Below are 23,570 nucleotides of genomic sequence, written 5' to 3'. Positions count from 1 at the left end.
TTCATCCCGAATCATTCAGTAAAATATCGTGCGCGGTAAACAAGCTACAACAGCAATAGCTGGCTTGCGTCTAGTTGTAATCCATATAAAAACGAGTGACGGCGTAAAAATCCCCAGCCTTAATATGTTGCTGAACCGGAACCAGCGAAGCGGTGAATTTCAGCGTATTATTCTCATCACTTAGCAGATATCCCGAAGAGGGTTCTCCAAAAGTTAAAACTTCCCCACGGCGATCGCGAATCTGTATACCAAACCCCTTTCCTTCCCCATCCGGAATTAATACGGTCGGGTCCTGCGATGACGCATTGCCGGTAAAAGTAATCGTGGCATAAGCACCGGGCGTTGATTGATTTTCACTGCCGTAAGACGCGCAGCCCACTAAGCGCACCAGAAAAGGCCGGACGAGCTTACCTTCTTGATCCATATTAATATCGCGAGCGGATATGTTGCCGAAATCCACCCATAGCTCCCGCGAGCTGGGATCAATATCGCAGGCGGCAGCAACCAGCTCCCCCGAAAGCGCCAGCTGTCCGGGCGTAAAATTAGTACTCGAAGCATGTCCGGAAAAGAGTAATACCGATACGAATAGCGCCATCAGTCTCTTTTTCTCTGTATCCTTAACCATACTCAGAATTCCATATTATCGGGTACACCATCCAATATCGCGGGGAGAAACCTCCCCGCGAGCGATAACTCAAAATCGATTATTGATAATCGATAGTGAAATTGATCGTTGACTGGAATGCACCCGCGGTTACGGTAGTGGTAGAACCGCTCGCTGCCGCTTCCGCTTTCAGGAAGGCCACGAAAGGAATGGTGTTAGTACCATCGACCAGGGTGACCGGCGTGGTCTGCGCGCCCCAGGTCACAGTCTGGCTAGCGCTATCTTTCAGGCCGATACCTGCACCAGATGCGGTACCAGAAGTAAAGGCAGCCAGAGTAGGATCGTTCGGGTTAACCGAAGTCGGGGTATAGGAAACAACGGCGCTGCTGGCGATGGTGGTATCGCAATACTGCAGCTCGATGTTTTTGGTTTCAGTTGCCTGACCACCGCCTTGCAGCAGGGAAACTGGAACCTGACCAAAATCAACGGTTACCGGGCTGGACGACGGCGCTAAACCACACGCGGTATTCACCAGCTCACCCTGAAGCTCAATCTGACCATTAGTGGTATCAGCCAGTGCAGACATTGAGCCGAGAGCAGCAGTTAATGCCACAGCCATAGCAACTTTATTCAGTTTCATAGAAAATTCCTGCGTTATAAATTTTTATCCTAAAGAGTAAGGAGCTATAAAATTGCTGAGTTATACTCTCATAACAATTTGCAGCCCTCCGCATCACCGAAAAATCCGTTTCAATAATTAGACTATTAATTAATATTAATAATTTAATTAAAGCCAGATCCCCTGGTCGACAAAAATACTAACAAATCATTTTTTAGGTAAAAAGAGATACATTTACAAAGGAATTAAAAAAAGATTTAACCTCGCGAACAATGCCACCATAGGAAATTAACTCGCAGAATGCTGAGATATATCCTAAAAACAAATTACGAAAGGTAATTAATAGAGGATAAACGAAAGATGTTGATGGTAAGAGAATTGTAACACAGATCACATTTTATTAACAAAGCCCCTTTTCTGCTACACGCAACGGTGAAAAGTAGACGGAATAAGGGAAATAACGCGAGGCGTACGACGCCGGTGAAAACGGATGTCTCCCCGTCTATACCATCGACCTGCATTCGCCAGTATAGCCTTTTTCCGCTGCGACCTCCTCCTCCGGCATACCGCCGCTGCTTCTTGTTTTCCTGACCTGAAGACTCCGTTATCATGCGGCTCATGAGTCAATAAACAGAAATGCACAGTTTCACGGGAACCGATGAGCGATAGCGCGACGTCATGAAAACAATAAACTCCGCTAACTCATTAAAACTTCAGAAAATGGACAGCAAAAACTGATGAGTACACTAGAGAATCTTGACGCCCACACCCCGATGATGCAGCAGTATCTCAAGCTGAAAGCCCAGCACCCGGAGATTCTGCTGTTTTACCGGATGGGTGATTTTTACGAACTGTTCTATGACGATGCAAAACGCGCATCGCAGCTGCTGGATATCTCGCTGACGAAGCGCGGCGCTTCCGCGGGCGAACCGATTCCGATGGCCGGGATCCCCCATCACGCGGTTGAGAACTATCTGGCTAAGCTGGTTAATCAGGGCGAGTCGGTGGCCATTTGCGAACAGATTGGCGATCCGGCAACGACCAAAGGGCCGGTTGAACGCAAAGTCGTCCGCATTGTGACCCCGGGTACCATCAGCGATGAAGCGCTGCTGCAGGAACGCCAGGACAATCTGCTGGCCGCCATCTGGCAGGATAGTAAAGGTTTTGGCTACGCCACCCTCGATATCAGCTCCGGACGTTTTCGCCTGAGCGAACCCGCTGACCGCGAAACGATGGCGGCGGAGCTCCAGCGCACCAACCCCGCCGAGCTGCTGTACGCGGAGGATTTTGCCGAGTCGTCGCTGATTGAGGGCCGCCGCGGCCTGCGCCGCCGTCCGCTGTGGGAATTTGAAATCGACACCGCGCGCCAGCAGCTCAATCTCCAGTTCGGTACGCGCGATCTGGTTGGTTTCGGCGTTGAAAACGCCCCGCGCGGCCTGTGCGCCGCCGGCTGCCTGCTGCAGTACGTCAAAGACACCCAGCGCACGTCATTGCCGCATATCCGCTCCATCACGATGGAGCGCCAGCAGGACAGCATCATTATGGATGCGGCCACCCGCCGCAATCTGGAGATCACCCAGAACCTGGCCGGCTGCTTTGATAATACGCTGGCCTCGGTGCTCGACTGCACCGTGACCCCCATGGGCAGCCGTATGCTTAAGCGCTGGCTGCATATGCCGGCGCGCGACACCGCCGTGCTGGTAGAGCGCCAGCAGACCATCGGCGCGCTGCAGGAACATTACACCGAGCTGCAGCCGGTACTGCGCCAGGTCGGCGACCTCGAACGTATTCTGGCGCGCCTGGCGCTTCGCACCGCCCGTCCTCGCGATTTAGCGCGTATGCGTCACGCTTTCCAGCAGCTGCCGGCACTGCGCGCGATGCTGGGGGACGTCGACTGTGCGCCAGTACAGCGGCTCCGGGAAAAGATGGGGGAATTTAGCGAGCTGCGCGAACTGCTGGAACGGGCGATTATCGATGCGCCGCCGGTACTGGTTCGCGACGGCGGCGTTATCGCCCCCGGCTATAACGCGGAACTCGATGAGTGGCGCGGCCTGGCCGATGGCGCGACCGATTACCTCGACAGACTGGAAGTTCGCGAGCGCGAGCGCCTGGGGCTGGACACGCTGAAGGTAGGCTACAATGCCGTCCACGGCTACTACATCCAGATTAGCCGCGGTCAGAGCCAGCATGCGCCGATCCACTACGTCCGTCGCCAGACCCTCAAGAACGCCGAGCGCTATATTATTCCTGAGCTGAAGGAGTATGAAGACAAAGTGCTGACCTCCAAAGGGAAGGCGCTGGCGCTGGAAAAGCAGCTGTACGATGAACTTTTCGATATGCTGCTGCCGCATCTTGGCGACCTGCAGCAGAGCGCCAGCGCGCTGGCGGAGCTCGATGTGCTGGTGAACCTCGCCGAGCGCGCGGAGACCCTCAACTACTGCTGCCCGACCTTTAGCGATAAGCCGGGTATTCGTATCAGCGAAGGCCGCCATCCGGTGGTTGAGCAGGTTCTGAAAGAGCCGTTCATCGCTAACCCGCTGCACCTCGCCCCGCAGCGGAGAATGCTGATTATCACCGGTCCGAATATGGGCGGTAAAAGTACCTATATGCGTCAGACCGCGCTGATCGCCCTGCTGGCGTATATCGGCAGCTACGTTCCGGCGGAAAAAGTCGACATCGGCCCCATCGATCGTATTTTCACCCGCGTCGGCGCGGCGGATGACCTGGCCAGCGGCCGCTCAACCTTTATGGTAGAGATGACCGAAACCGCCAATATTCTGCATAACGCCACCGAGCATAGCCTGGTGCTGATGGATGAAATCGGTCGTGGCACCTCGACCTACGATGGCCTGTCGCTGGCGTGGGCCTGCGCGGAAAATCTGGCGAACAAGATTAAGGCCCTGACCCTGTTTGCCACCCACTACTTCGAGCTGACCCAGCTGCCGGAGAAAATGGCAGGCGTGGCCAACGTCCATCTTGATGCTCTGGAGCACGGCGACACCATCGCCTTCATGCACAGCGTGCAGGATGGCGCGGCCAGTAAGAGCTACGGTCTGGCGGTAGCCGCGCTGGCCGGTGTGCCGAAAGAGGTGATTAAACGCGCGCGGCAGAAGCTGCGCGAGCTGGAAAGCATTGCGCCGAGCGCTGCCGCCACGCAGGTGGACGGTACCCAGATGTCGCTGCTTTCCGCTCCGGAAGAGACCTCGCCCGCGGTTGAAGCGCTGGAGAATCTTGACCCGGATTCGCTGACTCCGCGCCAGGCGCTGGAGTGGATCTATCGCCTGAAGAGCCTGATGTAGTTCTCGTTTAACGTGAAAAAACGGCAGCGCCCTGCGGTGCTGCCGTTTTAACAAATGCAAACTGGGTGCGAGAGGATGCATCCTGACAACCAATACGCGGGGTTGCCCCCGCGCTGATGCTATTTCTTCGATTCGTAAGCGAGAACAGCTTTAAACTCCATACTACGCTCTTTAGTACTGAGTTCGCACAGCGAGCTGCGCACCAAAAGCGTAAATCCCAGTACCGTAATACACAGTACGACGATTGCCACAAGGGCATATTTTGTTAGCATGTCTTGCCTCCCTGCAAAGAAGAGACTAACATCTGAATTGTTCAGGTTCATTCGTCAGCCTCAGTTGATAGAAATATCTCCTGGGGCTTTCGTCTATCTGAATCCTTGTCAATGCTCAAAGCCAGATAGCCTCAAGCACCCGCCGCTATTCTATATTTTCCCGGCCGCGAAGCTTATCGGTAATTTATCAAACCCGTTGATTTTATTATAAACTGGAAGATGGCTCGCAAACGTATCTGCTCTATTAACCTTTTATGCAATTTGAAAATTTAATTAATAAATATTTTGCATTGATTAACTAAATATAAAAAGGCCCGACTAAGCGGACCCCGTTGATTTTAGCGTTTATCTTCCGCCAGCAGCGGCGGAATATGCGGCACCATTGGCGCGTCATCGATATCCTTTTGGGTCATGCGGAACGCTTCCGGATAATGTTCCCGGCTGGTGCGGCGTAGCGGTTCAGTATTCCGCCAGGTGTAGAAACAGTGCTGGCACTGAAATACCGTCCAGACATCTTTTACCGGCGATGTTGCCAGCACTTCAATATGTTCATCGGCGCAGCGTGGACAAATCATCTTCTTCTCCTTATTTACGGTTGGCCAGCATGGCGGTCAGTTTTTCAGCCCAGGCTTTGGTTTCAGGAAGATCCTGTACCGGCTGGCTGTAGTGGCCGCGCAGATCGGGCGCAACCGGCGTGGTGGCGTCGATAATCAGTTTGTCGGTGATCCCCGCCGGGCTGGAGCCTGGATCAAGCTCCAGGACCGACATATTCGGCAGCTGCACCAGGTCACCCGCCGGGTTGACCTTCGACGACAGCGCCCACATCACCTGCGGCAGGTTGAACGGGTCGACGTCTTCATCAACCATGATCACCATCTTCACGTAGCCCAGGCCGTGCGGCGTGGTCATCGCCCGCAGACCCACCGCGCGTGCAAAGCCGCCGTAGCGTTTTTTGGTGGAGATAATCGCCAGCAGGCCGTGGGTGTACATCGCGTTGACGGCCTGCACCTCCGGGAACTCGGCCTTCAGCTGCTGATACAGCGGTACGCAGGTGGCCGGGCCCATCAGGTAGTCGATCTCGGTCCACGGCATACCGAGATAGAGGGACTCGAAAATCGGCTTGCTGCGGTAGGAAACCTTATCGATACGCACCACCGTCATATTACGGCCGCCCGAGTAGTGGCCGGTAAATTCGCCGAACGGGCCTTCAATTTCGCGCTTGCGGCTTTCAATCACCCCTTCGAGGATCACCTCTGACCCCCACGGTACGTCGAAGCCGGTCAGCGGCGCGGTGGCGATTGGGTACGGGCTTTCACGCAGCGCGCCGGCCATCTCATATTCCGACTGATCGTATTTCAGCGGCGTGGCGCCCATCAGGGTGATAATCGGATCGTTACCCAGGGTAATGGCGATCGGCAGGTCTTCACCGCGCTCTTCCGCTTTGTGCAGATGCAGAGCGATATCGTGCATAGGTACCGGCTGCAGGCCGAGTTTACGTTTGCCCTTCACCTCCATACGGTAAATGCCGACGTTTTGCTTACCAAAATTGTCCGGGTCGAGAGGATCGCGAGAAACCACGCAGGCTTTGTCGAGATAAAAGCCGCCGTCGCCGTCATTGAGACGGAACAGGGGCAGAATATCGAACAGATTAATCGCCTCGCCGTCGACGGTATTTTCCGCCCACGCCGGGTTTGCCCGCCGCTCCGGCGTCACCGGAAATTTATCCCAACGACGAATAAATTCGTCGATCTGATTTTTCACCGGCGTATTCGGCGGCAGCCCCAGCGAGATAGCGTGGTTCTGCCAGGAACCGATGGTGTTCATTGCCACGCGCGCATCGGTAAAACCGCGAATATTGTCAAACCACAGCGCGGGAGCGCCATCGCCGATGCGCCCGGTCGCGTTTGCCGCCGCGGCCAGATCCGGCTCCGCGTTCACTTCTTCGCTAATTTTCAGCAGTTGCCCCTGGTCGTCCAGCGCCTGCAAAAAGCTGCGCAAATCATCAAAAGCCATTATTCATTCTCCTGTGATACATTCTCTACCGCCCGCAACCCGCTCCAGCGGCGCGCTTTGTGATACTCCAGACCGAACTGATCCAGCACCCGCGTGACAACGTGGTCAGTGACGTCCTCAATGGTTTTGGGATGGTTGTAATAAGCGGGCATGGGCGGCACCATCGCCACCCCCATGCGTGACAGGGCCAGCATGTTTTCCAGATGGATCGTGCTCAACGGCATTTCACGCGGCACCAGCACCAGCTTACGCCCCTCTTTCAGCACCACGTCCGCGGCCCGCCCCACCAGCCCCTCGGCATAACCGGCACGGATACCCGCCAGCGTTTTCATACTGCAGGGGATAACGATCATGCCGTCGGTACGAAACGAACCCGATGAGATGACGGCGGCCTGGTCCGCCGGACTGTGCGAGAAATCGGCCAGCGCAGCCACTTCACGGGCGCTGTAAGGCGTTTCCAGCTCAATGGTGGTTTTGGCCCACTTTGACATCACCAGATGCGTTTCCACTTCCGGCATCTCTCGAAGCGCTTTGAGCAGCGCCACGCCCAGCGGAGCACCCGTCGCTCCGGTCATCCCTACAATTAGCTTCATCATCGCCTCATAATTGTTCGTATACGAACATTTTTATTAAAACTACGCTTGATGAGCTTTTCGTGCAAGTGCGTTCGTACACGGCCGCATTTTTCATCAAAACAGGAAAAATGCTAAAACGCCTCCCGAACGGCTATCATAGAACCGACGGTTTGATTACGGAGTTGTCATGGAGTTAAAAAACGAGGCGTTTCACCTGCTACGCCAGCTTTTTCAGCAGCACACCGCCCGCTGGCAGCTTGAACTGCCGGACCTCACCAAACCGCAGTATGCGGTGATGCGTTCCATTGCCGAACATCCCGGCATTGAACAGGTGACGCTAACGGAAGCGGCGGTCAGCACGAAAGCGACGCTGGCGGAGATGCTGAGCCGAATGGAGAGCCGCGGTCTGGTTCGTCGCGAACACGATCCGGCGGACAAACGCCGTCGGTTTGTCTATTTAACCGCAGAAGGCGAAGCGCTACTGGCAAGCTCAATGCCGCTGGGTAACGCCGTTGATGAAGAATTTTTAGGTCGGCTGAACGATGAAGAGCGCCAGCAGTTTTCGCAAATCATCCACAAGCTGATAGCGCGAGAACCCAATTAACCCAGGCGCTCGCGGAGAAAATCAATAAACGCCCGGACCCTGACGGGAACGTGCTGCGCGTCCGGGTAAACCGCGTACACCCCCTGGCGCGGAAAGCTAAACGCCGGCATCACCTTCACCAGCGCGCTGTCTGCCAGCGCAGCGGCCACCAGCCATTCGGGCAGCAGCGCGATGCCGCTGCCCGCTAGCGCAAAGGCCATCAGCGCGCTGGCGCTATCTGCCGACAGCCGCGGCGCCTGTTTAATCTCGAAGGCGATGCTCTCCTCATCGGGCCCGGTAAGCGGCCAGCGGAGCGGCGCGGTCAGACGTTCATGAATAATCCACGCCGCGTGGGCCAGCTCCTCAAGCGTCTTTACAGGATGCTGCGCCAGCCATGATGGGGCAGCAACCGGGACGATGGCAAAACGCGATATCAGCGCCGCGCGGTAGCGCGAATCCGCCAGCGTCCCGAGGCGAATCGCCACGTCAAACCGTTCGGAGATTAAATCCGCGTGGTGAGAAGAAGAAACATGGCGCACGCGGAGCGCTGGATGCCGCTGGCTGAACTCCGCCAGCGCCGGGATAATCACCTGCGCGCCATATTCTGGCGTCGTTGTGATCCGCAGTTCACCGCTCAACCCCACGTGGCTACCCCGGACGTCGTCCTGCAGGTTTTCCGCCGCTTTCAGCAGCGCGACCCCGCGATGATAGAAGAGCGAACCGGCTTCCGTCAGCGTCAGTCGACGGGTCGATCGCAACAGCAGCGTAACCCCCAGCTCGCTCTCCAGCTGGCGAATGTTGAAACTCACCACCGCCTTGGTCTGCCCCAGCGCCGTCGCCGCCGCGGTAAAACTTCCGCTATCGACCACCGCTACAAATATGTTCATCCGCTGCAGGTTCAGCATCGCGCCGCCAATTGTCAAAAAATTTCAGACAGTATATCTCCGAATGTCGTGTTTATTCGCCCTGATGCTGAGGTTTACAGTAGCGGCCTTCACGGGGGGTTTAATCAATGACGTATCGCAGCAAGGTCGCAACCGTTTTTCTGCTGGGTTTCTTTCTCGACTTAATCAATATGTTCATCGCCAGCGTCGCCTTTCCGGCGATGGGCCGGACGCTGCACGCGTCGGTGGGCGAACTGGCGTGGGTCAGCAATGGCTATATTGCCGGGCTCACGCTGGTACTGCCGTTTAGCGCCTGGCTCAGCCAGCAGTTTGGTACCCGGCGGGTATTCCTGCTTTCGCTCAGCATATTTAGCTTTGGGGCTCTGGCCGCAGGAATGGCCGACTCGTTGACCAGCCTTGTCATGTGGCGCGCCCTGCAGGGGATGGGCGGCGGACTATTGATTCCGCCAGGCCAGTCGCTAACCTGGCAACAGTTCAGGCCTCACGAGCGGGCGAAACTTTCCGCCGCGGTGATGCTGGTCGGGCTGCTGGCGCCGGCGTGCTCGCCGGCGATCGGCGGGGTGCTGGTGCAATCGCTCAGTTGGCGCTGGGTTTTCTTTGCCAGCCTGCCGATCGCGCTGCTGACGTTCGGACTGGCAGCGCTGTGGATTAAGGATGAGAGACGCGTCGCGCGGCCGGGGGGACTCCTGCGTCTCTCGCTACTGCGCGATCCGCTGCTGCGCTTTTCAATGCTGGTCTATCTCTGCGTGCCGGGGACTTTTATTGGCATCAATGTCGTCGGGATGTTTTATTTACAAAGCGTGACGGGAATGTCGCCCTCCGCCATCGGCGCCCTGATGCTTCCGTGGTCGCTGGCCTCGTTTGTGGCGATCGCGACGACCGGCCGCTATTTCAATCGTCTCGGCCCTCGCCCGCTTATCGCGGTAGGCTGCCTTCTCCAGGCAGTCGGGATCGTCACCCTGGCTGGCGTCAATGCCCATACCGCCAGCAGTATGTTAATCGCGGCATTTATATTCATGGGCGCAGGCGGCAGCCTGTGCAGCAGTACGGCCCAGAGCAGCGCGTTTCTGAATGTGGCGAACGGCGATATGCCGGACGCCAGCGCGCTGTGGAATCTTAACCGCCAGCTCAGTTTCCTGATGGGATCTGCGCTACTGGCAGCCTTACTGAGCGCCTTTTTGCTTTACTGGCCAACGCCGCAGGCGTGGCGTGGCGTATTTATCGCCGCCGCCGCGTTGACCCTGGCGCCGCTGCTGGGCTGCCTTACCTTCGATAACCGGGCGATAATCATGCGCCTGCACGGTAAAATGGAGAACAAATGAATCGCTATATTGCGGAAGTTATTGCGGCCCACGTGGCTATAGAAAACTGGCTGAATCAGGGTGAAGGGAGCGCCGACGCGCTGATGCGTCGCTTTAGCCCGGACTTTACCATGATCCCGATAAACGGTATGCGCATGGATCATCAGGCGGTCAGCGCCTTTTTTCACGGGGCTCGCGCCAGCCGTCCGGGCTTAAAGATTGTCGTCGATAGTGCCGTCATACTTGCCGAATGGTGCGATGGCGCAGCGGTGAGCTACCGGGAAATACACGCGCTCCCCGGCAAAGCGGAAACCGCGCGCTGGTCGACGGTTCTTTTCCGTCTGCAGGAAGAGAAAATCATCTGGTGGCACCTCCACGAGACGGCGATCGCGTAAGCGACGGAGGCCCAAAAAAGAAAAAGGCCCAATCAAACGATTGAGCCTTTTTTAAGAAAGGTGTCTTACTCGCGGAACAGCGCTTCGATGTTCAGCCCCTGGCTTTGCAGGATCTCCCGCAGACGGCGGAGACCTTCTACCTGGATCTGACGCACGCGTTCGCGGGTCAGGCCAATTTCGCGGCCCACATCCTCAAGCGTCGCGGCTTCATAGCCGAGCAGACCAAAGCGACGAGCCAGCACTTCACGCTGCTTGGCGTTCAGTTCGAACAGCCATTTGACGATGCTTTGTTTCATGTCATCGTCCTGCGTGGTGTCTTCCGGGCCGTTGTCTTTTTCATCGGCCAGAATATCCAGCAGCGCTTTTTCCGAGTCGCCGCCCAGCGGTGTATCCACCGAGGTAATGCGCTCGTTCAGACGCAGCATGCGGCTCACGTCATCAACTGGCTTATCCAGCTGTTCGGCTATCTCTTCCGCGCTTGGCTCGTGGTCCAGCTTATGGGACAACTCGCGTGCGGTACGCAGATAAACGTTCAGCTCTTTGACGATATGGATAGGTAAACGAATGGTACGGGTTTGGTTCATGATCGCCCGTTCAATCGTTTGGCGAATCCACCAGGTCGCGTAAGTCGAAAAACGGAACCCACGTTCCGGGTCAAACTTCTCAACTGCGCGAATCAGCCCCAGGTTACCTTCTTCAATCAGATCCAGCAGAGCCAGACCGCGATTGCCGTAACGGCGGGCTATCTTGACGACCAGACGCAGGTTACTTTCGATCATCCGGCGGCGTGACGCAACGTCACCACGCAGCGCGCGACGCGCAAAATAAACCTCTTCTTCGGCCGTCAGCAGTGGGGAATAACCAATCTCTCCAAGATAAAGCTGCGTCGCATCGAGCACCCGTTGGGTTGCTCCCTGCGAAAGAAGCTCTTCCTCAGCCAGATCGCTATCACTGGGTTCCTCTTCAACTAAGGCTTTCTCATCAAAAACCTCGACTCCGTTCTCATCAAATTCCGCGTCTTCATTTAAATCATGAACTTTCAGCGTATTCTGACTCATAAAGATGGCTCCTACCCGTGATCCCTGAGCAAAGCACCTTCCGCTAAACATCACTTAAAAGACGCCCGGACGAGAACCTTTTCTGCCCCGGTAAAGCAGGCATTCTGGCCGCCCTGGCGCCTCTTTTAGCGATACTGAGCTTATCCGTACTTTGCCAAATTATCGCTGCGGTAAATACTGCAGCGGGTTGACGGATTTCCCCTTGTAACGAATTTCAAAATGCAAACGTGTAGAACTTGTACCTGTGCTACCCATGGTAGCGATTTTCTGCCCCGCCTTGATATCTTGTTGCTCTTTTACCAGCATCGTATCGTTATGTGCGTAGGCGCTCAGGTAATCATCGTTGTGTTTGATGATAATAAGATTACCGTAACCGCGCAGTGCGTTACCGGCATAGACGACGCGCCCATCTGCGGTCGCGACAATAGCCTGTCCTTTACTGCCTGCAATATCAATACCTTTATTGCCACCTTCGGCACCACTAAAGTTCTCGATAACCTTGCCATCAGTCGGCCAGCGCCATGAAGAGATCGGCGAACTGGTTGACGTACTGCTTGCAGTCGATTGGGTTGTGCTGACAGCCGGGGCCGTAACAGGCGCGACGGTTGTTGTCGTCGCAGGCTTGTTATTCGGCAACATCTTATTAGCACTCTGTTCACCTGAAGATTCAGAATACGTAATAGTTGGTTGGGACGCAACCACCGCGGTGGATTTTTGTGCAGAATTTGCGGTTAACATCCCGCCGCTGCTGGCCTTCACGCTGGCCTGGGCGACAGGGTTATCTCCGGTGATTGGCTGACCGGATGCGTTGCCAACCTGCAGCGTCTGACCCACGTTCAGTCCGTACGGCGCCGGGATATTATTACGCTGCGCCAGGTCGCGGAAGTCGTTCCCGGTGACCCACGCAATATAGAATAGCGTGTCGCCGCGTTTAACAGTATAGGTACTGCCGCCGGTATAGCTACCTTTCGGAATATCCCCATACTTACGATTGTAGACAATTTTGCCGTTCACCGTTTGTACCGGCTCCTGAGCCATCGGCTGGACCTGAGCGGGCTGCGTCTGCACCGGCTGCGTTTGTACCGGGCGCGCCTGCGGAACGTTATTGGATGGAGGCGTGATCAGCATTCCGGAATTCGTGCTGGAAGACGAAGTCCCGCCAGCCGAGCTGACCGGCGCAGGCGGATTGTTGGAGCTGCTGCAGCCTGCCAGCCACAGTGACACCAGTGATAAAGCCGCAATGCGGCTTAAGGTAAAATTTGGGCTTCCCGCGCTCATTTATCCCCCAGGAATATGTTAACTACCAATATCTTGCTCACCGGACGGCGCCCGGCCAGGACACGAAAAATGTGTCCACCCTATGCCTAAATGCAGGCAAAAAAACCTGGAATAATCCGGGTTCAGGCTAACTCCCCCTTCACGAGGGGAACAAAGCGCACGGCTTCGACAGTATCAATGACAAACTCGTTGCCGCGCCGACGGATCCGCTTCAGGAACTGATGCTCTTCGCCAACCGGCAGCACCAGTACGCCGCCATCGTCCAGCTGCGCCAGCAGAGCGGCCGGAATTTCCGGCGGCGCGGCGGTAACGATAATCGCGTCGAACGGCGCACGCGCCTGCCAACCCTGCCATCCATCGCCGTGACGGGTTGAAACATTATGTAAATCAAGTTGTTTAAGACGACGGCGCGCGTGCCACTGCAAACTCTTAATTCGCTCAACCGAGCAAACGTGATGCACCAGATGCGCCAGAATCGCCGTCTGATAGCCAGAGCCGGTGCCGATTTCCAGCACCCGGGACTCCGGCGTTAGCGTCAGAAGCTCGGTCATCCGCGCCACCATGTAGGGTTGCGAGATGGTTTGCCCCTGACCAATCGGCAGCGCCGTGTTTTCCCACGCCTTATGTTCAAAGGCTTCATCAACAAACTTTTCTCGCGGCACCATGGCGATCGCGTTCAGCACGCGCTCGTCAATAATGCCCTGCGTGCGGAGCTGATTGAGAAGACTTTCAACACGTTTACTTACCATTGCGTATCAACTCCAACGCGATCCAGCCAACCGCTAACCACCTCATGCGCGCCGTGGGCGGTTAAATCGACGTGTAGCGGCGTGACCGACACATAGCCTTCATCCACGGCGGCAAAGTCGGTATCCGGCCCGGCGTCGTACTTTTCGCCCGGCGGTCCGATCCAGTACAGCGTATTGCCGCGCGGATCTTTTTGCGGGATCACCTGGTCGGAAGGATGGCGACTGCCGCAGCGGGTCACGCGGATACCTTTGATCTGCTCAAGAGGCAGATCCGGCACGTTGATATTGAGAATGCGCCCGGTGCGCAGCGGCTCGCGGCTTAAAGCGCGCAGAATAGAGCAGGTGACCGCAGCGGCGGTATCGTAATGCTGATAGCCGTTTAGCGAGACGGCCAGCGCCGGAAAGCCCAGATGACGGCCTTCCATCGCGGCGGCAACGGTGCCGGAATAGATGACGTCGTCACCGAGGTTGGGTCCGGCGTTAATGCCTGAAACCACGATATCCGGACGCGGCCGCATCAGGGCGTTGACCCCGAGATAAACACAGTCCGTCGGCGTGCCCATCTGTACGGCGATATCGCCGTTATCAAAAGTGAAAGTGCGAAGCGAAGATTCCAGCGTCAGGGAGTTCGACGCTCCGCTGCGGTTACGATCGGGTGCAACTATCTGAACCTCAGCGAATTCCCGTAAGGCCTTTGCCAGGGTCTGAATGCCCGGCGCATGAATCCCATCATCGTTACTCAGCAATATTCGCATAGTCACCCGTTGTATTGATAAGCTCCCTTACTACGCTGGTGGCGAAGCTGCCCGCGGGCAGCCAGAAACGCAGTTCAACGGTAACGTCATCCCACCAGTTCCAGCTCATCTGCTGGGGATAAAGCAGCATCGCCCGGCGGGCGGCCTCTACTTTTTCACGCACCAGCAGCGCCTGTAGCTGCGTCTCTTCGACCACTGCCGCCTGCTCGGCGGCCAGCGCATCCCGTTGGCTTCCCCAATCGCCGCTGCCCACAAGCGCAGCGGTAATCATCAGCTCGCGGTTATCTACCCGCGCCTGGAGTTCCGTCAGTTCTTCAGAGGCCGCAACGAACCAGCTTCCGCGCCCCGCTAATTGTAGCGCATCGCCATCAACAACCTGATTAAATTCCGGTTTTTTTAATCTAATACCAACCTGTTGATTAAACAATGCGCTGCGGGCCGCCGACAACCAAAAACTGCGTTTATTGCGATCGCGCACCGGCGCGCCGCTCTCGGCCCAGCGCAGCGCCCCCAGCAGGTTACTGCCGCCGATACCGAAGCGCTGGGCGCCAAAATAGTTAGGTACGCCATGCTCAGCAATCGCCTGTAAACGCGTTTCGACATCGTCGCGATCGCTGATTTCGCGCAGCACCAGCGTAAACTGGTTCCCCTTCAGCGCCCCGAGGCGCAGCTTGCGCTTATGGCGCGCGTACTCCAGTACCTGACAGCCTTCAAGCTGAAATTTGCTCAGGTCGGGCATCTCTTTGCCCGGCACTCGGGCGCACAGCCACTGTTCAGTGACCGCGTGTTTGTCCTTCTGCCCGGCAAAGCTCACTTCACGCGCATGAATTTTAAGGAATTTTGCCAGCGCGTCAGCAACAAAACGGGTATTGCAGCCGTTTTTCAGAATACGCACCAGCACATGCTCGCCTTCGCCGTCAGGCGCAAAGCCCAGATCCTCAACCACCACGAAGTCCTCCGGGTTGGCTTTTAGCAGCCCCTGGCTCAGCGGTTTTCCATGCAGATAAGTGAGTTCGTCAAAAGCGATCATTTCTCCGCCTTACGCAGCAGCGCCACCGCTTCACAGGCAATGCCTTCGCCGCGACCGGTAAAGCCCAGCTTTTCCGTGGTGGTGGCTTTGACGTTAACATCGTCCATATGGCAACCGAGATCTTCGGCAATAAAGATGCGCATCTGGGGAATATGCGGCAGCATTTTTGGCGCCTGGGCGATAATGGTGACGTCAACGTTGCCAAGGGTATAGCCTTTCGCCTGAATCCGCCGCCACGCTTCGCGCAGCAGTTCGCGGCTGTCGGCGCCCTTAAAGGCCGGGTCGGTATCCGGGAACAGCTTGCCGATGTCGCCCAGCGCCGCCGCGCCGAGCAGCGCATCGGTCAGCGCGTGCAGCGCGACGTCGCCGTCGGAGTGGGCCAGCAGCCCTTTCTCGTAGGGTACGCGCACGCCGCCGATGATGATTGGGCCTTCACCGCCAAAAGCGTGTACGTCAAAACCGTGTCCAATTCGCATTAAGCCTTCTCCTGGTGTCGGGAACGGGTAAGGTAAAATTCGGCCAGCGCCAGGTCTTCCGGGCGCGTCACTTTAATATTATCAGCTCGTCCGGCGACCAGTTCAGGATGAAAGCCGCAGTACTCCAGCGCCGAGGCTTCGTCGGTGATGGTCGCCCCTTCATTAAGCGCCCGCGTCAGGCAATCAACAAGCAGTTCGCGAGGGAAAAATTGCGGCGTCAGCGCGTGCCATAAATCGTTACGTTCAACGGTATGGGCGATGGCTGCCCTGCCCGGCTCCGCGCGCTTCATCGTGTCGCGAACCGGAGCGGCCAGAATGCCGCCCGTACGGCTGGTTTGGCATAGCTGAAGCAGGCGGCTGAGATCGTCCTGGTGCAGGCAGGGGCGCGCGGCATCGTGCACCAGCACCCAGTCGGCTTCGCCAAGAACCTTCAGGCCAGCGAGAACGGAGTCCGCGCGTTCCGTGCCGCCATCAACGACGGTGATTTGGGAGTGGTTCGCCAACGGCAGTTGGCTGAAGCGAACGTCGCCCGGGCTGACGGCAATCACTACCCGCTGTATAAGGGGGTTTGCCAGCAGCGCGGCGACCGCGTGCTCGAGAATCGTTTTGTTACCGATTGAGAGATATTGTTTAGGGCATTCCGTTTGCATGCGGCGGCCAAAACCGGCTGCCGGCACCACGGCGCAAACGCCCGGAAAAGTGGCTGCCATGTTGTAATCCTGGGCCTGTTTATCGATTATTCTGCTGTTGCCCCGCGGCCTGGTTGCGTTTTGACGCATCCGGCACCAGACGATAAAACGTTTCGCCCGGGCGGGTCATACTGAGTTCATTGCGCGCGCGCTCTTCGATAGCTTCCTGACCGCCGTTGAGGTCGTCAATTTCGGCGAACAGCTGATCGTTGCGTGCTTTTAATTTAGCGTTCGTTGCCTGCTGCGCGGAGACATCGTCGTTAACCCGGCTATAGTCGTGCAGACCATTTTTGCCGAACCATAGCGAGTACTGCAGCCAGACCAGCAAAGCCAATAACAGCAGCGTTAGTTTACCCATCCTGCCCCCTGAAAAACGGCATCATCATCCCATAACTCGCCCGAGTTCTCTACTCTGGCGCGCGGACGACGCCGCGTAACGCGGGGACTGTACCACATTTTTACCGTTGATACCCAGGCTAGATTCATTCGTAGAAAGGACTACCCCAGTAGCCAGAGGAACAGCAGACCGAACATCAGTCCGACGGTTAAAATCGTCGCGCAGACGCTGTACTGAAGTTTGCCGTCCATCAGCGAATGCAGCGCGATGCCAACCACGACGGCAACCGGCATTAATGCCAGGAAGAACGGCCAGGTGTAGAGGAGGACAAATAGCGTGTTACTGCCATAGATCAGGAAGGGAATACCCAGCGCCAGCAGCCATGAAATAAAGCCAACGGCAGCGCCCGACAGAGACCAGGTGGTCTCGTCGCTGACTGCCGGCGGCGGTTCTGAACGAATAATACTGATGTTCTGGGTATTGCGCATATCGAATCCTGTTGACCTGGCGATCGGCATCCTGTGATGATGCCGCTGCCGTTTCAGGATCTGATAATATCGCTCTGTCGTAGCAGGTCTAATAATTGGTGCACCAAATTTGTTACCAATTGTTCACCGTCGAGGTGAATTTCGGCGCGCTCCGGGGATTCATACACTGAATCAATTCCGGTAAAGTTGCGCAGCTCCCCGGCCCGTGCCTTCTTGTACAGCCCTTTCGGATCCCGCGCTTCGCAGATCGCCAGCGGTGTATCGACAAAGACTTCAATAAAGCGCCCTTCGCCCAAACGTTCGCGCACCATCTGCCGCTCTGCGCGATGCGGTGATATAAACGCAGTCAATACTACCAGCCCGGCATCCACCATCAGCTTCGCCACTTCACCCACCCGGCGAATGTTTTCTTTGCGGTCGTCGTCGCTGAAGCCAAGATCGCTGCACAGGCCGTGACGCACGTTATCGCCATCCAGTAAATAGGTGCTCACGCCGAGCCGATGCAGCGCCTCTTCCAGCGCGCCGGCAACGGTGGATTTCCCCGAGCCCGAAAGCCCGGTGAACCACAGCACCACGCCGCGATGGCCATGATGCTGCTCGCGCTGCGCCTGCGTGACAGGATGCGCGTGCCAGACGACGTTTTCGTCATGCCGGGCCATTACTTGCCTCCCAGCAGGTCGCGGGCGTCCCAGTGCGGGAAGTGCTTGCGAATAAGCTGGTTCAGCTCAAGCTCAAACGCGCTGTATTGCGAAGCGCCTGCCTGAGCCTGCTCGTTCGGTTCGCGTACCATCCCTGCGCCAACGGTCACGTTAGTCAAACGATCGATAAAAATCAGGCCCCCGGTGACCGGGTTATCCTGGTATTTATCGAGTACCAGCGGCTCGTCGAAAGTCAGATCCACCAGCCCAATGCCGTTGAGCGGCAGCGATTCCACTTCACGCTGGGTCAGGTTGTTAATATCGACCTGGTAGCGTACGCCATCCACGCGGGCGCGGGTTTTCTTACCGGCGATTTTAATGTCATAGCTCTGGCCAGGCGTTAGGGCCTGCTCCGCCATCCATACCACATCAACGCTGGCGCTTTGTACCGCAGGCAGAGAGACAGTCGCGTCCACCAGCAGGTCACCGCGGCTGATATCAATTTCATCCTTCAGCACGAGAGTGATCGCTTCCCCGGCCGCCGCTTCCGGCAGATCGCCGTCAAAGGTGACGATGCGCGCCACGGTGGATTCCACCCCCGACGGCAGCACTTTCAGGCGCTGTCCTACGCTCACGCTGCCGGCGGCAACCGTACCGGAGAACCCGCGGAAGTCGAGGTTCGGGCGGTTGACGTACTGCACCGGGAAGCGCAGCGGCTGGCTTTCCACCACGCGCTGAATCTCAACGGTTTCCAGCACTTCCAGCAGCGTCGGGCCGCTGTACCACGGCATTTTATCGCTCTGGCTGGCGACGTTGTCCCCTTCAAGCGCGGAAAGCGGGACAAAGCGAATGTCGAGATCGCCTGGCAGCTGTTCAGCAAAGGTCAGATACGCTTCACGGATGGTGTTAAAGGTCTCTTCGCTAAAATCGACGAGGTCCATTTTGTTCACCGCCACCACCAGGTGTTTGATCCCCAGCAGCGTGGAGATAAAGCTGTGACGACGGGTTTGATCGAGTACGCCTTTGCGGGCGTCGATCAGCAGGATCGCCAGGTCGCAGGTTGACGCGCCGGTCGCCATGTTGCGGGTATACTGTTCGTGTCCCGGGGTGTCGGCGATAATAAATTTGCGCTTCTCGGTAGAGAAGTAACGATAGGCGACGTCGATGGTGATGCCCTGCTCACGCTCGGCCTGCAGACCGTCCACCAGCAGCGCCAGATCGAGTTTTTCGCCCTGGGTACCGTGACGTTTGCTGTCGTTATGCAGCGAAGAGAGCTGATCTTCGTAAATCTGACGGGTATCGTGCAGCAGGCGGCCAATCAGCGTACTTTTGCCGTCGTCGACGCTGCCGCAGGTCAAAAAGCGCAGCAGGCTTTTGTGCTGCTGGGCATGCAGGTAGGCTTCAACGCCGCCTTCGTTGGCAATTTGTTGTGCAATAGTCGTATTCATGGCGGCTCCTTAGAAATAACCCTGACGTTTCTTCAGCTCCATGGAGCCTGCCTGGTCGCGGTCAATCACGCGCCCCTGTCGTTCGCTGGTGGTCGAGACCAGCATCTCTTCGATGATCTCCGGCAGCGTTTGCGCATTGGACTCCACCGCGCCGGTCAGCGGCCAGCAGCCGAGGGTGCGGAAGCGTACCATCTGTTTTTTGATCATCTCGCCGGGCTGTAAATTGATGCGATCGTCATCGATCATCATCAGCATCCCGTCGCGCTCCAGCACCGGACGCTCCGCCGCCAGGTACAGCGGAACAATTTCAATATTTTCCAGATAGATGTACTGCCAGATGTCCAGCTCGGTCCAGTTGGAGAGCGGGAATACGCGGATACTTTCGCCCTTGTTAATCTGGCCGTTATAGTTGTGCCACAGCTCCGGGCGCTGGTTTTTCGGATCCCAGCGGTGGAAGCGGTCGCGGAAGGAGTAAATACGCTCTTTAGCGCGGGATTTCTCTTCATCGCGACGGGCGCCGCCGAACGCGGCATCGAAGCCGTATTTGTTCAGCGCCTGCTTGAGGCCTTCGGTTTTCATGATATCAGTATGCTTGGCGCTGCCGTGCACGAACGGGTTAATCCCCATCGCCACCCCTTCCGGGTTTTTGTGCACCAGCAGCTCACAGCCGTAGGCTTTAGCGGTACGGTCACGGAACTCGTACATTTCGCGGAATTTCCAGCCGGTATCGACGTGCAGCAGCGGGAACGGCAGGGTGCCTGGATAAAACGCTTTACGCGCCAGATGCAGCATCACGCTGGAGTCTTTGCCGATGGAGTACATCATCACCGGGTTAGAGAATTCGGCGGCCACCTCACGAATGATATGGATGCTTTCCGCCTCCAGTTGCCGCAGGTGAGTAAGTCGTTTTTGGTCCATAACCGTTCCTTAAGCCAGATTTACTACAGAAGCCTTGAAGGCGTCTGAGGATGAGGTGTGTTGAAACCAGGCGAGCTGTTGATGTAATTGCACCACTTCACCCACCACCAGCAGCGCGGGCATCGGGGCGTCTTTCGCCAGGTTTTCAAGCTGTTGTAATGTGCCGGTCTTCGTTTGCTGATCGGCGCGGGTGCCGCGCGAGATTACCGCCACCGGGGTATCGCCTCCGCGACCGTTGGCGATCAGCTGAGCGCTGATTTCCGCCGCTTTCAGACTGCCCATATAAATCGCCAGGGTCTGGCCGCTTTGCGCCAGCCGCGCCCAGTCGAGCGGTGAATTTTCAGCGCCAAAGTGCCCGGTAATGAAGGTTACGCTCTGGGCATAATCACGATGCGTCAGCGGAATACCGGCATAGGCCGTTGCGCCCGCCGCCGCCGTGACGCCCGGAACGACCTGAAATGGAATGCCCTCTTCGGCTGCGGCCTGCAGCTCTTCACCGCCGCGGCCAAAAATAAACGGGTCGCCGCCCTTCAGGCGAATCACCGTCTTGCCCGCTTTCGCCGCTTCCAGCAGCAGGCGGTTGATCTCCTGCTGCGGTACAGATACGCCGGCGGCGCTTTTGCCGACGCAGATTGTCTCCGCGTCCCGGCGCACCAGTTCACGTACTTCCGGGGTGACCAGGTTGTCGTAAAACACCACGTCCGCCTGCTGAAGGGCCTGCAGGCCGCGCAGGGTCAGCAATCCGGCATCGCCTGGCCCTGCCCCGACGAGAATAATTTCACCAGGGCGTTTTTCCGGCTGCCGAAGTTCATCTTCCAGCGCTTTTTCCGCTTCATCTTTATTGCCCGCCAGCATCAGGCTGGCAAAGCGACCTGTAAACACGCGCTCCCAAAAGCGGCGGCGTTCGGCGGTGGTTTTCAGATGGGTTTTAATATGGTGACGCCAGTAGCTCGCCGTTTCAGCCAGCCGCCCAAGGTTGGTGGGCAGCAGCGCTTCGATTTTTTCGCGCAAAATCCGCGACAGCACCGGCGCTTTTCCGCTGGAAGAGATAGCCACCAGCAGCGGAGAGCGATCGACAATGGATGGAAAGACAAACGAGCACAGCGCCTGATTATCCACGACGTTGACCAGCCGATAGCGCGCGTTAGCCGCGACATAAACGCGTTGGTTCAGCTCGTCATCTTCCGTGGCGGCAATCACCAGGAATACGTCGTCAAGCTGCTGCTCTTCGAATACGGTTGCCCGCCACTGAATTTCCTCGCGCTCGACCTTTTCGGCAAGTTCCGGCATCAGCGTTTCGGCGACAATTTGCACCTTCGCTTCAGCGCGCAGCAAAAACGTAATCTTACGCGCGGCTATCTCGCCGCCGCCGATCACCAGCACGGGTCTGTCTTTCACTTCGGCAAATATCGGCAAGTATTCCACTGCGCAACAACTCTCTTACAATCAGCAATAGAGCGACTATAGGGTGCGGTTTAGAGCAAATGAAATTACGAAATGGAATGAGTTGTTACTCAAAAGAATAACGACCTGGGAAAGCAAATATCAAAAAGTGCTTAACACGCGGTTTTTCCACCATTTAAGAGCGATTGAAATTGTTTAACCCCGGTCACAGTTTCATACTACGCGGGTGAAATTGTTTTAAGTGCTAAAGGACCCCCTATGTTTTCCGCATTGTGCCGTCGCCTGCTCCCCCTGGCGTTGGGCGCAGGTTTTGTCTTCTCCGCCGCCCCGGCATTCAGCGCCCCGGGCGAAACCGCCAATGCCCAGGCTCGTCATATCGCCACCTTTTATCCCGGAAGAATGACCGGCACGCCGGCCGAGATGCTGTCGGCCGATTATCTCCGCCAGCAGTTCGCCCAGATGGGCTACCAGAGCGATGTGCGCAGCTTCAATACCCGCTACGTCTATACCGATAGCAATCAGCGTAAAAACTGGCATAACGCCACCGGCAGTACGGTGATCGCCGCTCATGAAGGCCAATCTCGCCAGCAGATTATTATCATGGCGCACCTGGATACCTACGCGCCGCAGAGCAATAAAGATGTTGAAAACAACCTCGGCGGCCTGACCCTGCAAGGGATAGACGACAACGCGATGGGTCTCGGCGTCATGCTGGAACTTGCTGAACAGTTAAAGAACGTTCCTACCCGTTACGGTATTCGCTTCGTTGCCACCAGCGGCGAAGAAGAAGGCCGGCTGGGTGCGCAGAATCTGCTTAAGCGCATGAGCGACGCGGAAAAGAAAAACACCCTGCTGGTGATTAATCTCGATAACCTGGTCGTGGGCGATAAGCTGTACTTTAATAGCGGCCGCAGCACGCCAGCATCGGTGCGCAAGCTCACCCGCGACCGGGCGCTGGCTATCGCCCGTAGCCACGGCATCGCGGCCTTCACCAATCCTGGGATGAACCGGGACTTCCCGAAAGGCACCGGCTGCTGCAACGACGCCAGCGTTTTTGATAGCGCCGGGATCCCGGTACTGTCGGTGGAAGCGACCAACTGGTCATTGGGTAAGAAAGACGGTTATCAGCAGCGGAGCAAATCACGCAGCTTCCCACAGGGCACGAGCTGGCATGACGTACAGCTGGATAACCTGCAGTATATTGATAAAGCGCTGCCGGGGCGTATTGAGCATCGCGGACGCGATGTAATGAAAGTGATGCTGCCGCTGGTGAAAGAGCTGGCGAAGGCGGAGAAGAGACCCGCCTCAAAATAGACTAACGATAAAATCAGGCAACAAGGACTGTCGCCATGATGCGTTTTCATTTTTTAATACCATTGTTGCTACTGGCTGCCAGCACGCGATCCATCGCCGACAGCCAGGTTTATATCTGGCAGCGCGTCTGGCAGGACGGGTTGGATTTGGGCTCGGAACCCAGCATCGGTAAAACATCGGTATAAGCGCTATGTTAAAAACGGCGCACTGTTCCCATGAGCCCAAAATTTGGCAAGTATTACCTGGAAGCGGACTTTGCCACACTAAAGAATGCTGGAAAAAATAAAGTACAGGATAATAAGGATGGCGGCGCGGGGAACACGTGTATTGAACTGTTGCCACGTTTCCTCCGGGCGGTTTATCCCTGCTGGCGCGGGGAACACCATTCAGACATCAACCAAGCGTTTCGTGAGTCCGGTTTA

Annotated in this window: 27 protein-coding genes; 7 read left to right on the top strand and 20 right to left on the bottom strand. The window is 56.7% G+C overall.

Annotated elements, in window-relative coordinates; translation table 11 throughout:
- Positions 1 to 70: 70 nt before the first annotated feature.
- Together FQK12_RS15940 and FQK12_RS15935 are read right to left on the bottom strand one after the other, a co-directional pair.
- Complete coding sequence (locus FQK12_RS15940) at positions 71 to 625, bottom strand: fimbrial protein (RefSeq protein WP_014226579.1); 555 nt, start codon at positions 623 to 625, stop codon at positions 71 to 73.
- Positions 626 to 704: 79 nt separating this feature from the next.
- Positions 705 to 1,244 (bottom strand): fimbrial protein, encoded by a 540-nt coding sequence (locus FQK12_RS15935; protein ID WP_004124241.1) that lies wholly within the window; start codon positions 1,242 to 1,244, stop codon positions 705 to 707.
- A 716-nt stretch (positions 1,245 to 1,960) separates the two neighbouring features.
- Here FQK12_RS15935 and mutS point away from each other — a divergent pair.
- A complete protein-coding gene (gene mutS / locus FQK12_RS15930; protein WP_014226580.1) occupies positions 1,961 to 4,522 on the top strand; it encodes a DNA mismatch repair protein MutS in 2,562 nt (853 codons plus the stop codon).
- 119 nt (positions 4,523 to 4,641) lie between these two features.
- Here mutS and FQK12_RS15925 read toward each other — a convergent pair whose 3' ends face one another.
- The 4 genes from FQK12_RS15925 to FQK12_RS15905 form a co-directional block, all read right to left on the bottom strand.
- Positions 4,642 to 4,794 (bottom strand): Hok/Gef family protein, encoded by a 153-nt coding sequence (locus tag FQK12_RS15925; protein ID WP_014226581.1) that lies wholly within the window; start codon positions 4,792 to 4,794, stop codon positions 4,642 to 4,644.
- Positions 4,795 to 5,132: 338 nt separating this feature from the next.
- Positions 5,133 to 5,369, bottom strand: coding sequence for a non-oxidative hydroxyarylic acid decarboxylases subunit D (locus FQK12_RS15915; RefSeq protein ID WP_004853596.1), 237 nt, complete (start codon positions 5,367 to 5,369; stop codon positions 5,133 to 5,135).
- Between the two features lie 10 nt (positions 5,370 to 5,379).
- Positions 5,380 to 6,807 carry a non-oxidative hydroxyarylic acid decarboxylases subunit C gene (locus tag FQK12_RS15910; RefSeq protein WP_004853598.1) on the bottom strand — a complete coding sequence of 476 codons (1,428 nt, stop codon included), beginning with the start codon at positions 6,805 to 6,807 and terminating at the stop codon, positions 5,380 to 5,382.
- Positions 6,807 to 7,400 carry a non-oxidative hydroxyarylic acid decarboxylases subunit B gene (locus FQK12_RS15905; protein WP_004104955.1) on the bottom strand — a complete coding sequence of 198 codons (594 nt, stop codon included), beginning with the start codon at positions 7,398 to 7,400 and terminating at the stop codon, positions 6,807 to 6,809. The genes FQK12_RS15910 and FQK12_RS15905 overlap by 1 nt, the downstream gene beginning before the upstream one ends.
- Before the next feature lie 169 nt (positions 7,401 to 7,569).
- Here FQK12_RS15905 and FQK12_RS15900 point away from each other — a divergent pair, with 169 nt between their 5' ends.
- Entirely contained in the window at positions 7,570 to 7,986 is a 417-nt protein-coding gene (locus FQK12_RS15900) for a MarR family winged helix-turn-helix transcriptional regulator (protein ID WP_004853601.1), read from the top strand.
- Here FQK12_RS15900 and FQK12_RS15895 read toward each other — a convergent pair.
- Positions 7,983 to 8,870, bottom strand: a complete 888-nt coding sequence (locus FQK12_RS15895) for a LysR family transcriptional regulator (RefSeq protein WP_032720481.1) — start codon at positions 8,868 to 8,870, stop codon at positions 7,983 to 7,985. The genes FQK12_RS15900 and FQK12_RS15895 overlap by 4 nt on opposite strands.
- Before the next feature lie 107 nt (positions 8,871 to 8,977).
- On the opposite strand from FQK12_RS15895, the gene FQK12_RS15890 reads away from it, so the two are divergent.
- Positions 8,978 to 10,192 (top strand): MFS transporter, encoded by a 1,215-nt coding sequence (locus FQK12_RS15890; protein ID WP_014226583.1) that lies wholly within the window; start codon positions 8,978 to 8,980, stop codon positions 10,190 to 10,192.
- Positions 10,189 to 10,566, top strand: coding sequence for a hypothetical protein (locus tag FQK12_RS15885; protein ID WP_014226584.1), 378 nt, complete (start codon positions 10,189 to 10,191; stop codon positions 10,564 to 10,566). The genes FQK12_RS15890 and FQK12_RS15885 overlap by 4 nt, the downstream gene beginning before the upstream one ends.
- A 65-nt stretch (positions 10,567 to 10,631) precedes the next feature.
- On the opposite strand, the gene rpoS is transcribed toward FQK12_RS15885, so the two are convergent.
- The 13 genes from rpoS to cysG all read right to left on the bottom strand — a co-directional run bounded on the left by rpoS (position 10,632) and on the right by cysG (position 21,846).
- Positions 10,632 to 11,624 (bottom strand): RNA polymerase sigma factor RpoS, encoded by a 993-nt coding sequence (gene rpoS, locus FQK12_RS15880; RefSeq protein ID WP_004104962.1) that lies wholly within the window; start codon positions 11,622 to 11,624, stop codon positions 10,632 to 10,634.
- A 159-nt stretch (positions 11,625 to 11,783) separates the two neighbouring features.
- Positions 11,784 to 12,842 (bottom strand): murein hydrolase activator NlpD, encoded by a 1,059-nt coding sequence (nlpD, locus tag FQK12_RS15875; RefSeq protein WP_223226746.1) that lies wholly within the window; start codon positions 12,840 to 12,842, stop codon positions 11,784 to 11,786.
- Positions 12,843 to 13,024: 182 nt separating this feature from the next.
- Positions 13,025 to 13,651, bottom strand: a complete 627-nt coding sequence (locus FQK12_RS15870) for a protein-L-isoaspartate(D-aspartate) O-methyltransferase (RefSeq protein ID WP_009651549.1) — start codon at positions 13,649 to 13,651, stop codon at positions 13,025 to 13,027.
- On the bottom strand, positions 13,645 to 14,406 hold the full coding sequence (gene surE, locus FQK12_RS15865; protein WP_004124266.1) for a 5'/3'-nucleotidase SurE: 762 nt from the start codon (positions 14,404 to 14,406) through the stop codon (positions 13,645 to 13,647). The genes FQK12_RS15870 and surE overlap by 7 nt, the downstream gene beginning before the upstream one ends.
- Positions 14,387 to 15,436: a tRNA pseudouridine(13) synthase TruD gene (gene truD / locus FQK12_RS15860; RefSeq protein ID WP_014226586.1), complete on the bottom strand. Its 1,050-nt coding sequence runs from the start codon at positions 15,434 to 15,436 to the stop codon at positions 14,387 to 14,389. The genes surE and truD overlap by 20 nt, the downstream gene beginning before the upstream one ends.
- Positions 15,433 to 15,912 (bottom strand): 2-C-methyl-D-erythritol 2,4-cyclodiphosphate synthase, encoded by a 480-nt coding sequence (ispF, locus tag FQK12_RS15855; RefSeq protein WP_004853615.1) that lies wholly within the window; start codon positions 15,910 to 15,912, stop codon positions 15,433 to 15,435. The genes truD and ispF overlap by 4 nt, the downstream gene beginning before the upstream one ends.
- Complete coding sequence (gene ispD / locus FQK12_RS15850) at positions 15,912 to 16,622, bottom strand: 2-C-methyl-D-erythritol 4-phosphate cytidylyltransferase (protein ID WP_004853617.1); 711 nt, start codon at positions 16,620 to 16,622, stop codon at positions 15,912 to 15,914. The genes ispF and ispD overlap by 1 nt, the downstream gene beginning before the upstream one ends.
- 19 nt (positions 16,623 to 16,641) lie before the next feature.
- Positions 16,642 to 16,959 (bottom strand): cell division protein FtsB, encoded by a 318-nt coding sequence (ftsB, locus tag FQK12_RS15845; protein WP_004104977.1) that lies wholly within the window; start codon positions 16,957 to 16,959, stop codon positions 16,642 to 16,644.
- Positions 16,960 to 17,099: 140 nt separating this feature from the next.
- Entirely contained in the window at positions 17,100 to 17,426 is a 327-nt protein-coding gene (locus FQK12_RS15840) for a DUF3561 family protein (protein ID WP_004124286.1), read from the bottom strand.
- Between the two features lie 53 nt (positions 17,427 to 17,479).
- On the bottom strand, positions 17,480 to 18,085 hold the full coding sequence (gene cysC, locus FQK12_RS15835) for an adenylyl-sulfate kinase (protein ID WP_004853621.1): 606 nt from the start codon (positions 18,083 to 18,085) through the stop codon (positions 17,480 to 17,482).
- The gene (gene cysN / locus FQK12_RS15830; RefSeq protein ID WP_014226587.1) at positions 18,085 to 19,512 is read right to left on the bottom strand and encodes a sulfate adenylyltransferase subunit CysN; all 1,428 of its coding nucleotides are present in this window, start codon (positions 19,510 to 19,512) and stop codon (positions 18,085 to 18,087) included. The genes cysC and cysN overlap by 1 nt, the downstream gene beginning before the upstream one ends.
- Positions 19,513 to 19,521: 9 nt before the next feature.
- The gene (gene cysD, locus FQK12_RS15825) at positions 19,522 to 20,430 is read right to left on the bottom strand and encodes a sulfate adenylyltransferase subunit CysD (RefSeq protein WP_004104981.1); all 909 of its coding nucleotides are present in this window, start codon (positions 20,428 to 20,430) and stop codon (positions 19,522 to 19,524) included.
- A gap of 9 nt (positions 20,431 to 20,439) precedes the next feature.
- Positions 20,440 to 21,846 (bottom strand): siroheme synthase CysG, encoded by a 1,407-nt coding sequence (cysG, locus tag FQK12_RS15820; protein WP_162097155.1) that lies wholly within the window; start codon positions 21,844 to 21,846, stop codon positions 20,440 to 20,442.
- A 246-nt stretch (positions 21,847 to 22,092) separates the two neighbouring features.
- Between cysG and FQK12_RS15815 the strand changes: the two genes are divergently transcribed.
- The 3 genes from FQK12_RS15815 to FQK12_RS27465 form a co-directional block, all read left to right on the top strand.
- Positions 22,093 to 23,148 (top strand): aminopeptidase, encoded by a 1,056-nt coding sequence (locus tag FQK12_RS15815; RefSeq protein ID WP_014226589.1) that lies wholly within the window; start codon positions 22,093 to 22,095, stop codon positions 23,146 to 23,148.
- Between the two features lie 35 nt (positions 23,149 to 23,183).
- Positions 23,184 to 23,333 carry a hypothetical protein gene (locus FQK12_RS27315; RefSeq protein WP_014226590.1) on the top strand — a complete coding sequence of 50 codons (150 nt, stop codon included), beginning with the start codon at positions 23,184 to 23,186 and terminating at the stop codon, positions 23,331 to 23,333.
- 30 nt (positions 23,334 to 23,363) lie between these two features.
- Positions 23,364 to 23,570, top strand: a 207-nt coding sequence (locus FQK12_RS27465) for a hypothetical protein (RefSeq protein ID WP_222435541.1), incomplete at its 3' end; no start/stop codon positions are given.

Source organism: Klebsiella sp. ME-303, assembly GCF_007910085.1.
Classification (GTDB): domain Bacteria; phylum Pseudomonadota; class Gammaproteobacteria; order Enterobacterales; family Enterobacteriaceae; genus Klebsiella; species Klebsiella michiganensis.
This window is presented reverse-complemented; position numbering and strand designations above follow the sequence as displayed.

Excerpts from the sequence above, each read along its gene's own strand:
- FQK12_RS15885 (WP_014226584.1), top strand. The coding sequence starts at position 10,189 with ATGAATCGCTATATTGCGGAAGTTATTGCGGCCCACGTGGCTATAGAA.
- FQK12_RS15915 (WP_004853596.1), bottom strand. The coding sequence starts at position 5,369 with ATGATTTGTCCACGCTGCGCCGATGAACATATTGAAGTGCTGGCAACA.
- FQK12_RS15935 (WP_004124241.1), bottom strand. The coding sequence starts at position 1,244 with ATGAAACTGAATAAAGTTGCTATGGCTGTGGCATTAACTGCTGCTCTC.
- mutS (WP_014226580.1), top strand. The coding sequence starts at position 1,961 with ATGAGTACACTAGAGAATCTTGACGCCCACACCCCGATGATGCAGCAG.
- cysN (WP_014226587.1), bottom strand. The coding sequence starts at position 19,512 with ATGAATACGACTATTGCACAACAAATTGCCAACGAAGGCGGCGTTGAA.
- FQK12_RS15910 (WP_004853598.1), bottom strand. The coding sequence starts at position 6,807 with ATGGCTTTTGATGATTTGCGCAGCTTTTTGCAGGCGCTGGACGACCAG.
- cysD (WP_004104981.1), bottom strand. The coding sequence starts at position 20,430 with ATGGACCAAAAACGACTTACTCACCTGCGGCAACTGGAGGCGGAAAGC.
- FQK12_RS15870 (WP_009651549.1), bottom strand. The coding sequence starts at position 13,651 with ATGGTAAGTAAACGTGTTGAAAGTCTTCTCAATCAGCTCCGCACGCAG.
- FQK12_RS15895 (WP_032720481.1), bottom strand. The coding sequence starts at position 8,870 with ATGCTGAACCTGCAGCGGATGAACATATTTGTAGCGGTGGTCGATAGC.
- surE (WP_004124266.1), bottom strand. The coding sequence starts at position 14,406 with ATGCGAATATTGCTGAGTAACGATGATGGGATTCATGCGCCGGGCATT.
- FQK12_RS27315 (WP_014226590.1), top strand. The coding sequence starts at position 23,184 with ATGATGCGTTTTCATTTTTTAATACCATTGTTGCTACTGGCTGCCAGC.
- rpoS (WP_004104962.1), bottom strand. The coding sequence starts at position 11,624 with ATGAGTCAGAATACGCTGAAAGTTCATGATTTAAATGAAGACGCGGAA.
- FQK12_RS15900 (WP_004853601.1), top strand. The coding sequence starts at position 7,570 with ATGGAGTTAAAAAACGAGGCGTTTCACCTGCTACGCCAGCTTTTTCAG.
- FQK12_RS15940 (WP_014226579.1), bottom strand. The coding sequence starts at position 625 with ATGGTTAAGGATACAGAGAAAAAGAGACTGATGGCGCTATTCGTATCG.
- FQK12_RS15905 (WP_004104955.1), bottom strand. The coding sequence starts at position 7,400 with ATGAAGCTAATTGTAGGGATGACCGGAGCGACGGGTGCTCCGCTGGGC.
- FQK12_RS15925 (WP_014226581.1), bottom strand. The coding sequence starts at position 4,794 with ATGCTAACAAAATATGCCCTTGTGGCAATCGTCGTACTGTGTATTACG.
- ispD (WP_004853617.1), bottom strand. The coding sequence starts at position 16,622 with ATGGCAGCCACTTTTCCGGGCGTTTGCGCCGTGGTGCCGGCAGCCGGT.
- cysC (WP_004853621.1), bottom strand. The coding sequence starts at position 18,085 with ATGGCCCGGCATGACGAAAACGTCGTCTGGCACGCGCATCCTGTCACG.
- truD (WP_014226586.1), bottom strand. The coding sequence starts at position 15,436 with ATGATCGCTTTTGACGAACTCACTTATCTGCATGGAAAACCGCTGAGC.
- FQK12_RS15890 (WP_014226583.1), top strand. The coding sequence starts at position 8,978 with ATGACGTATCGCAGCAAGGTCGCAACCGTTTTTCTGCTGGGTTTCTTT.
- FQK12_RS15840 (WP_004124286.1), bottom strand. The coding sequence starts at position 17,426 with ATGCGCAATACCCAGAACATCAGTATTATTCGTTCAGAACCGCCGCCG.
- FQK12_RS15815 (WP_014226589.1), top strand. The coding sequence starts at position 22,093 with ATGTTTTCCGCATTGTGCCGTCGCCTGCTCCCCCTGGCGTTGGGCGCA.
- ftsB (WP_004104977.1), bottom strand. The coding sequence starts at position 16,959 with ATGGGTAAACTAACGCTGCTGTTATTGGCTTTGCTGGTCTGGCTGCAG.
- ispF (WP_004853615.1), bottom strand. The coding sequence starts at position 15,912 with ATGCGAATTGGACACGGTTTTGACGTACACGCTTTTGGCGGTGAAGGC.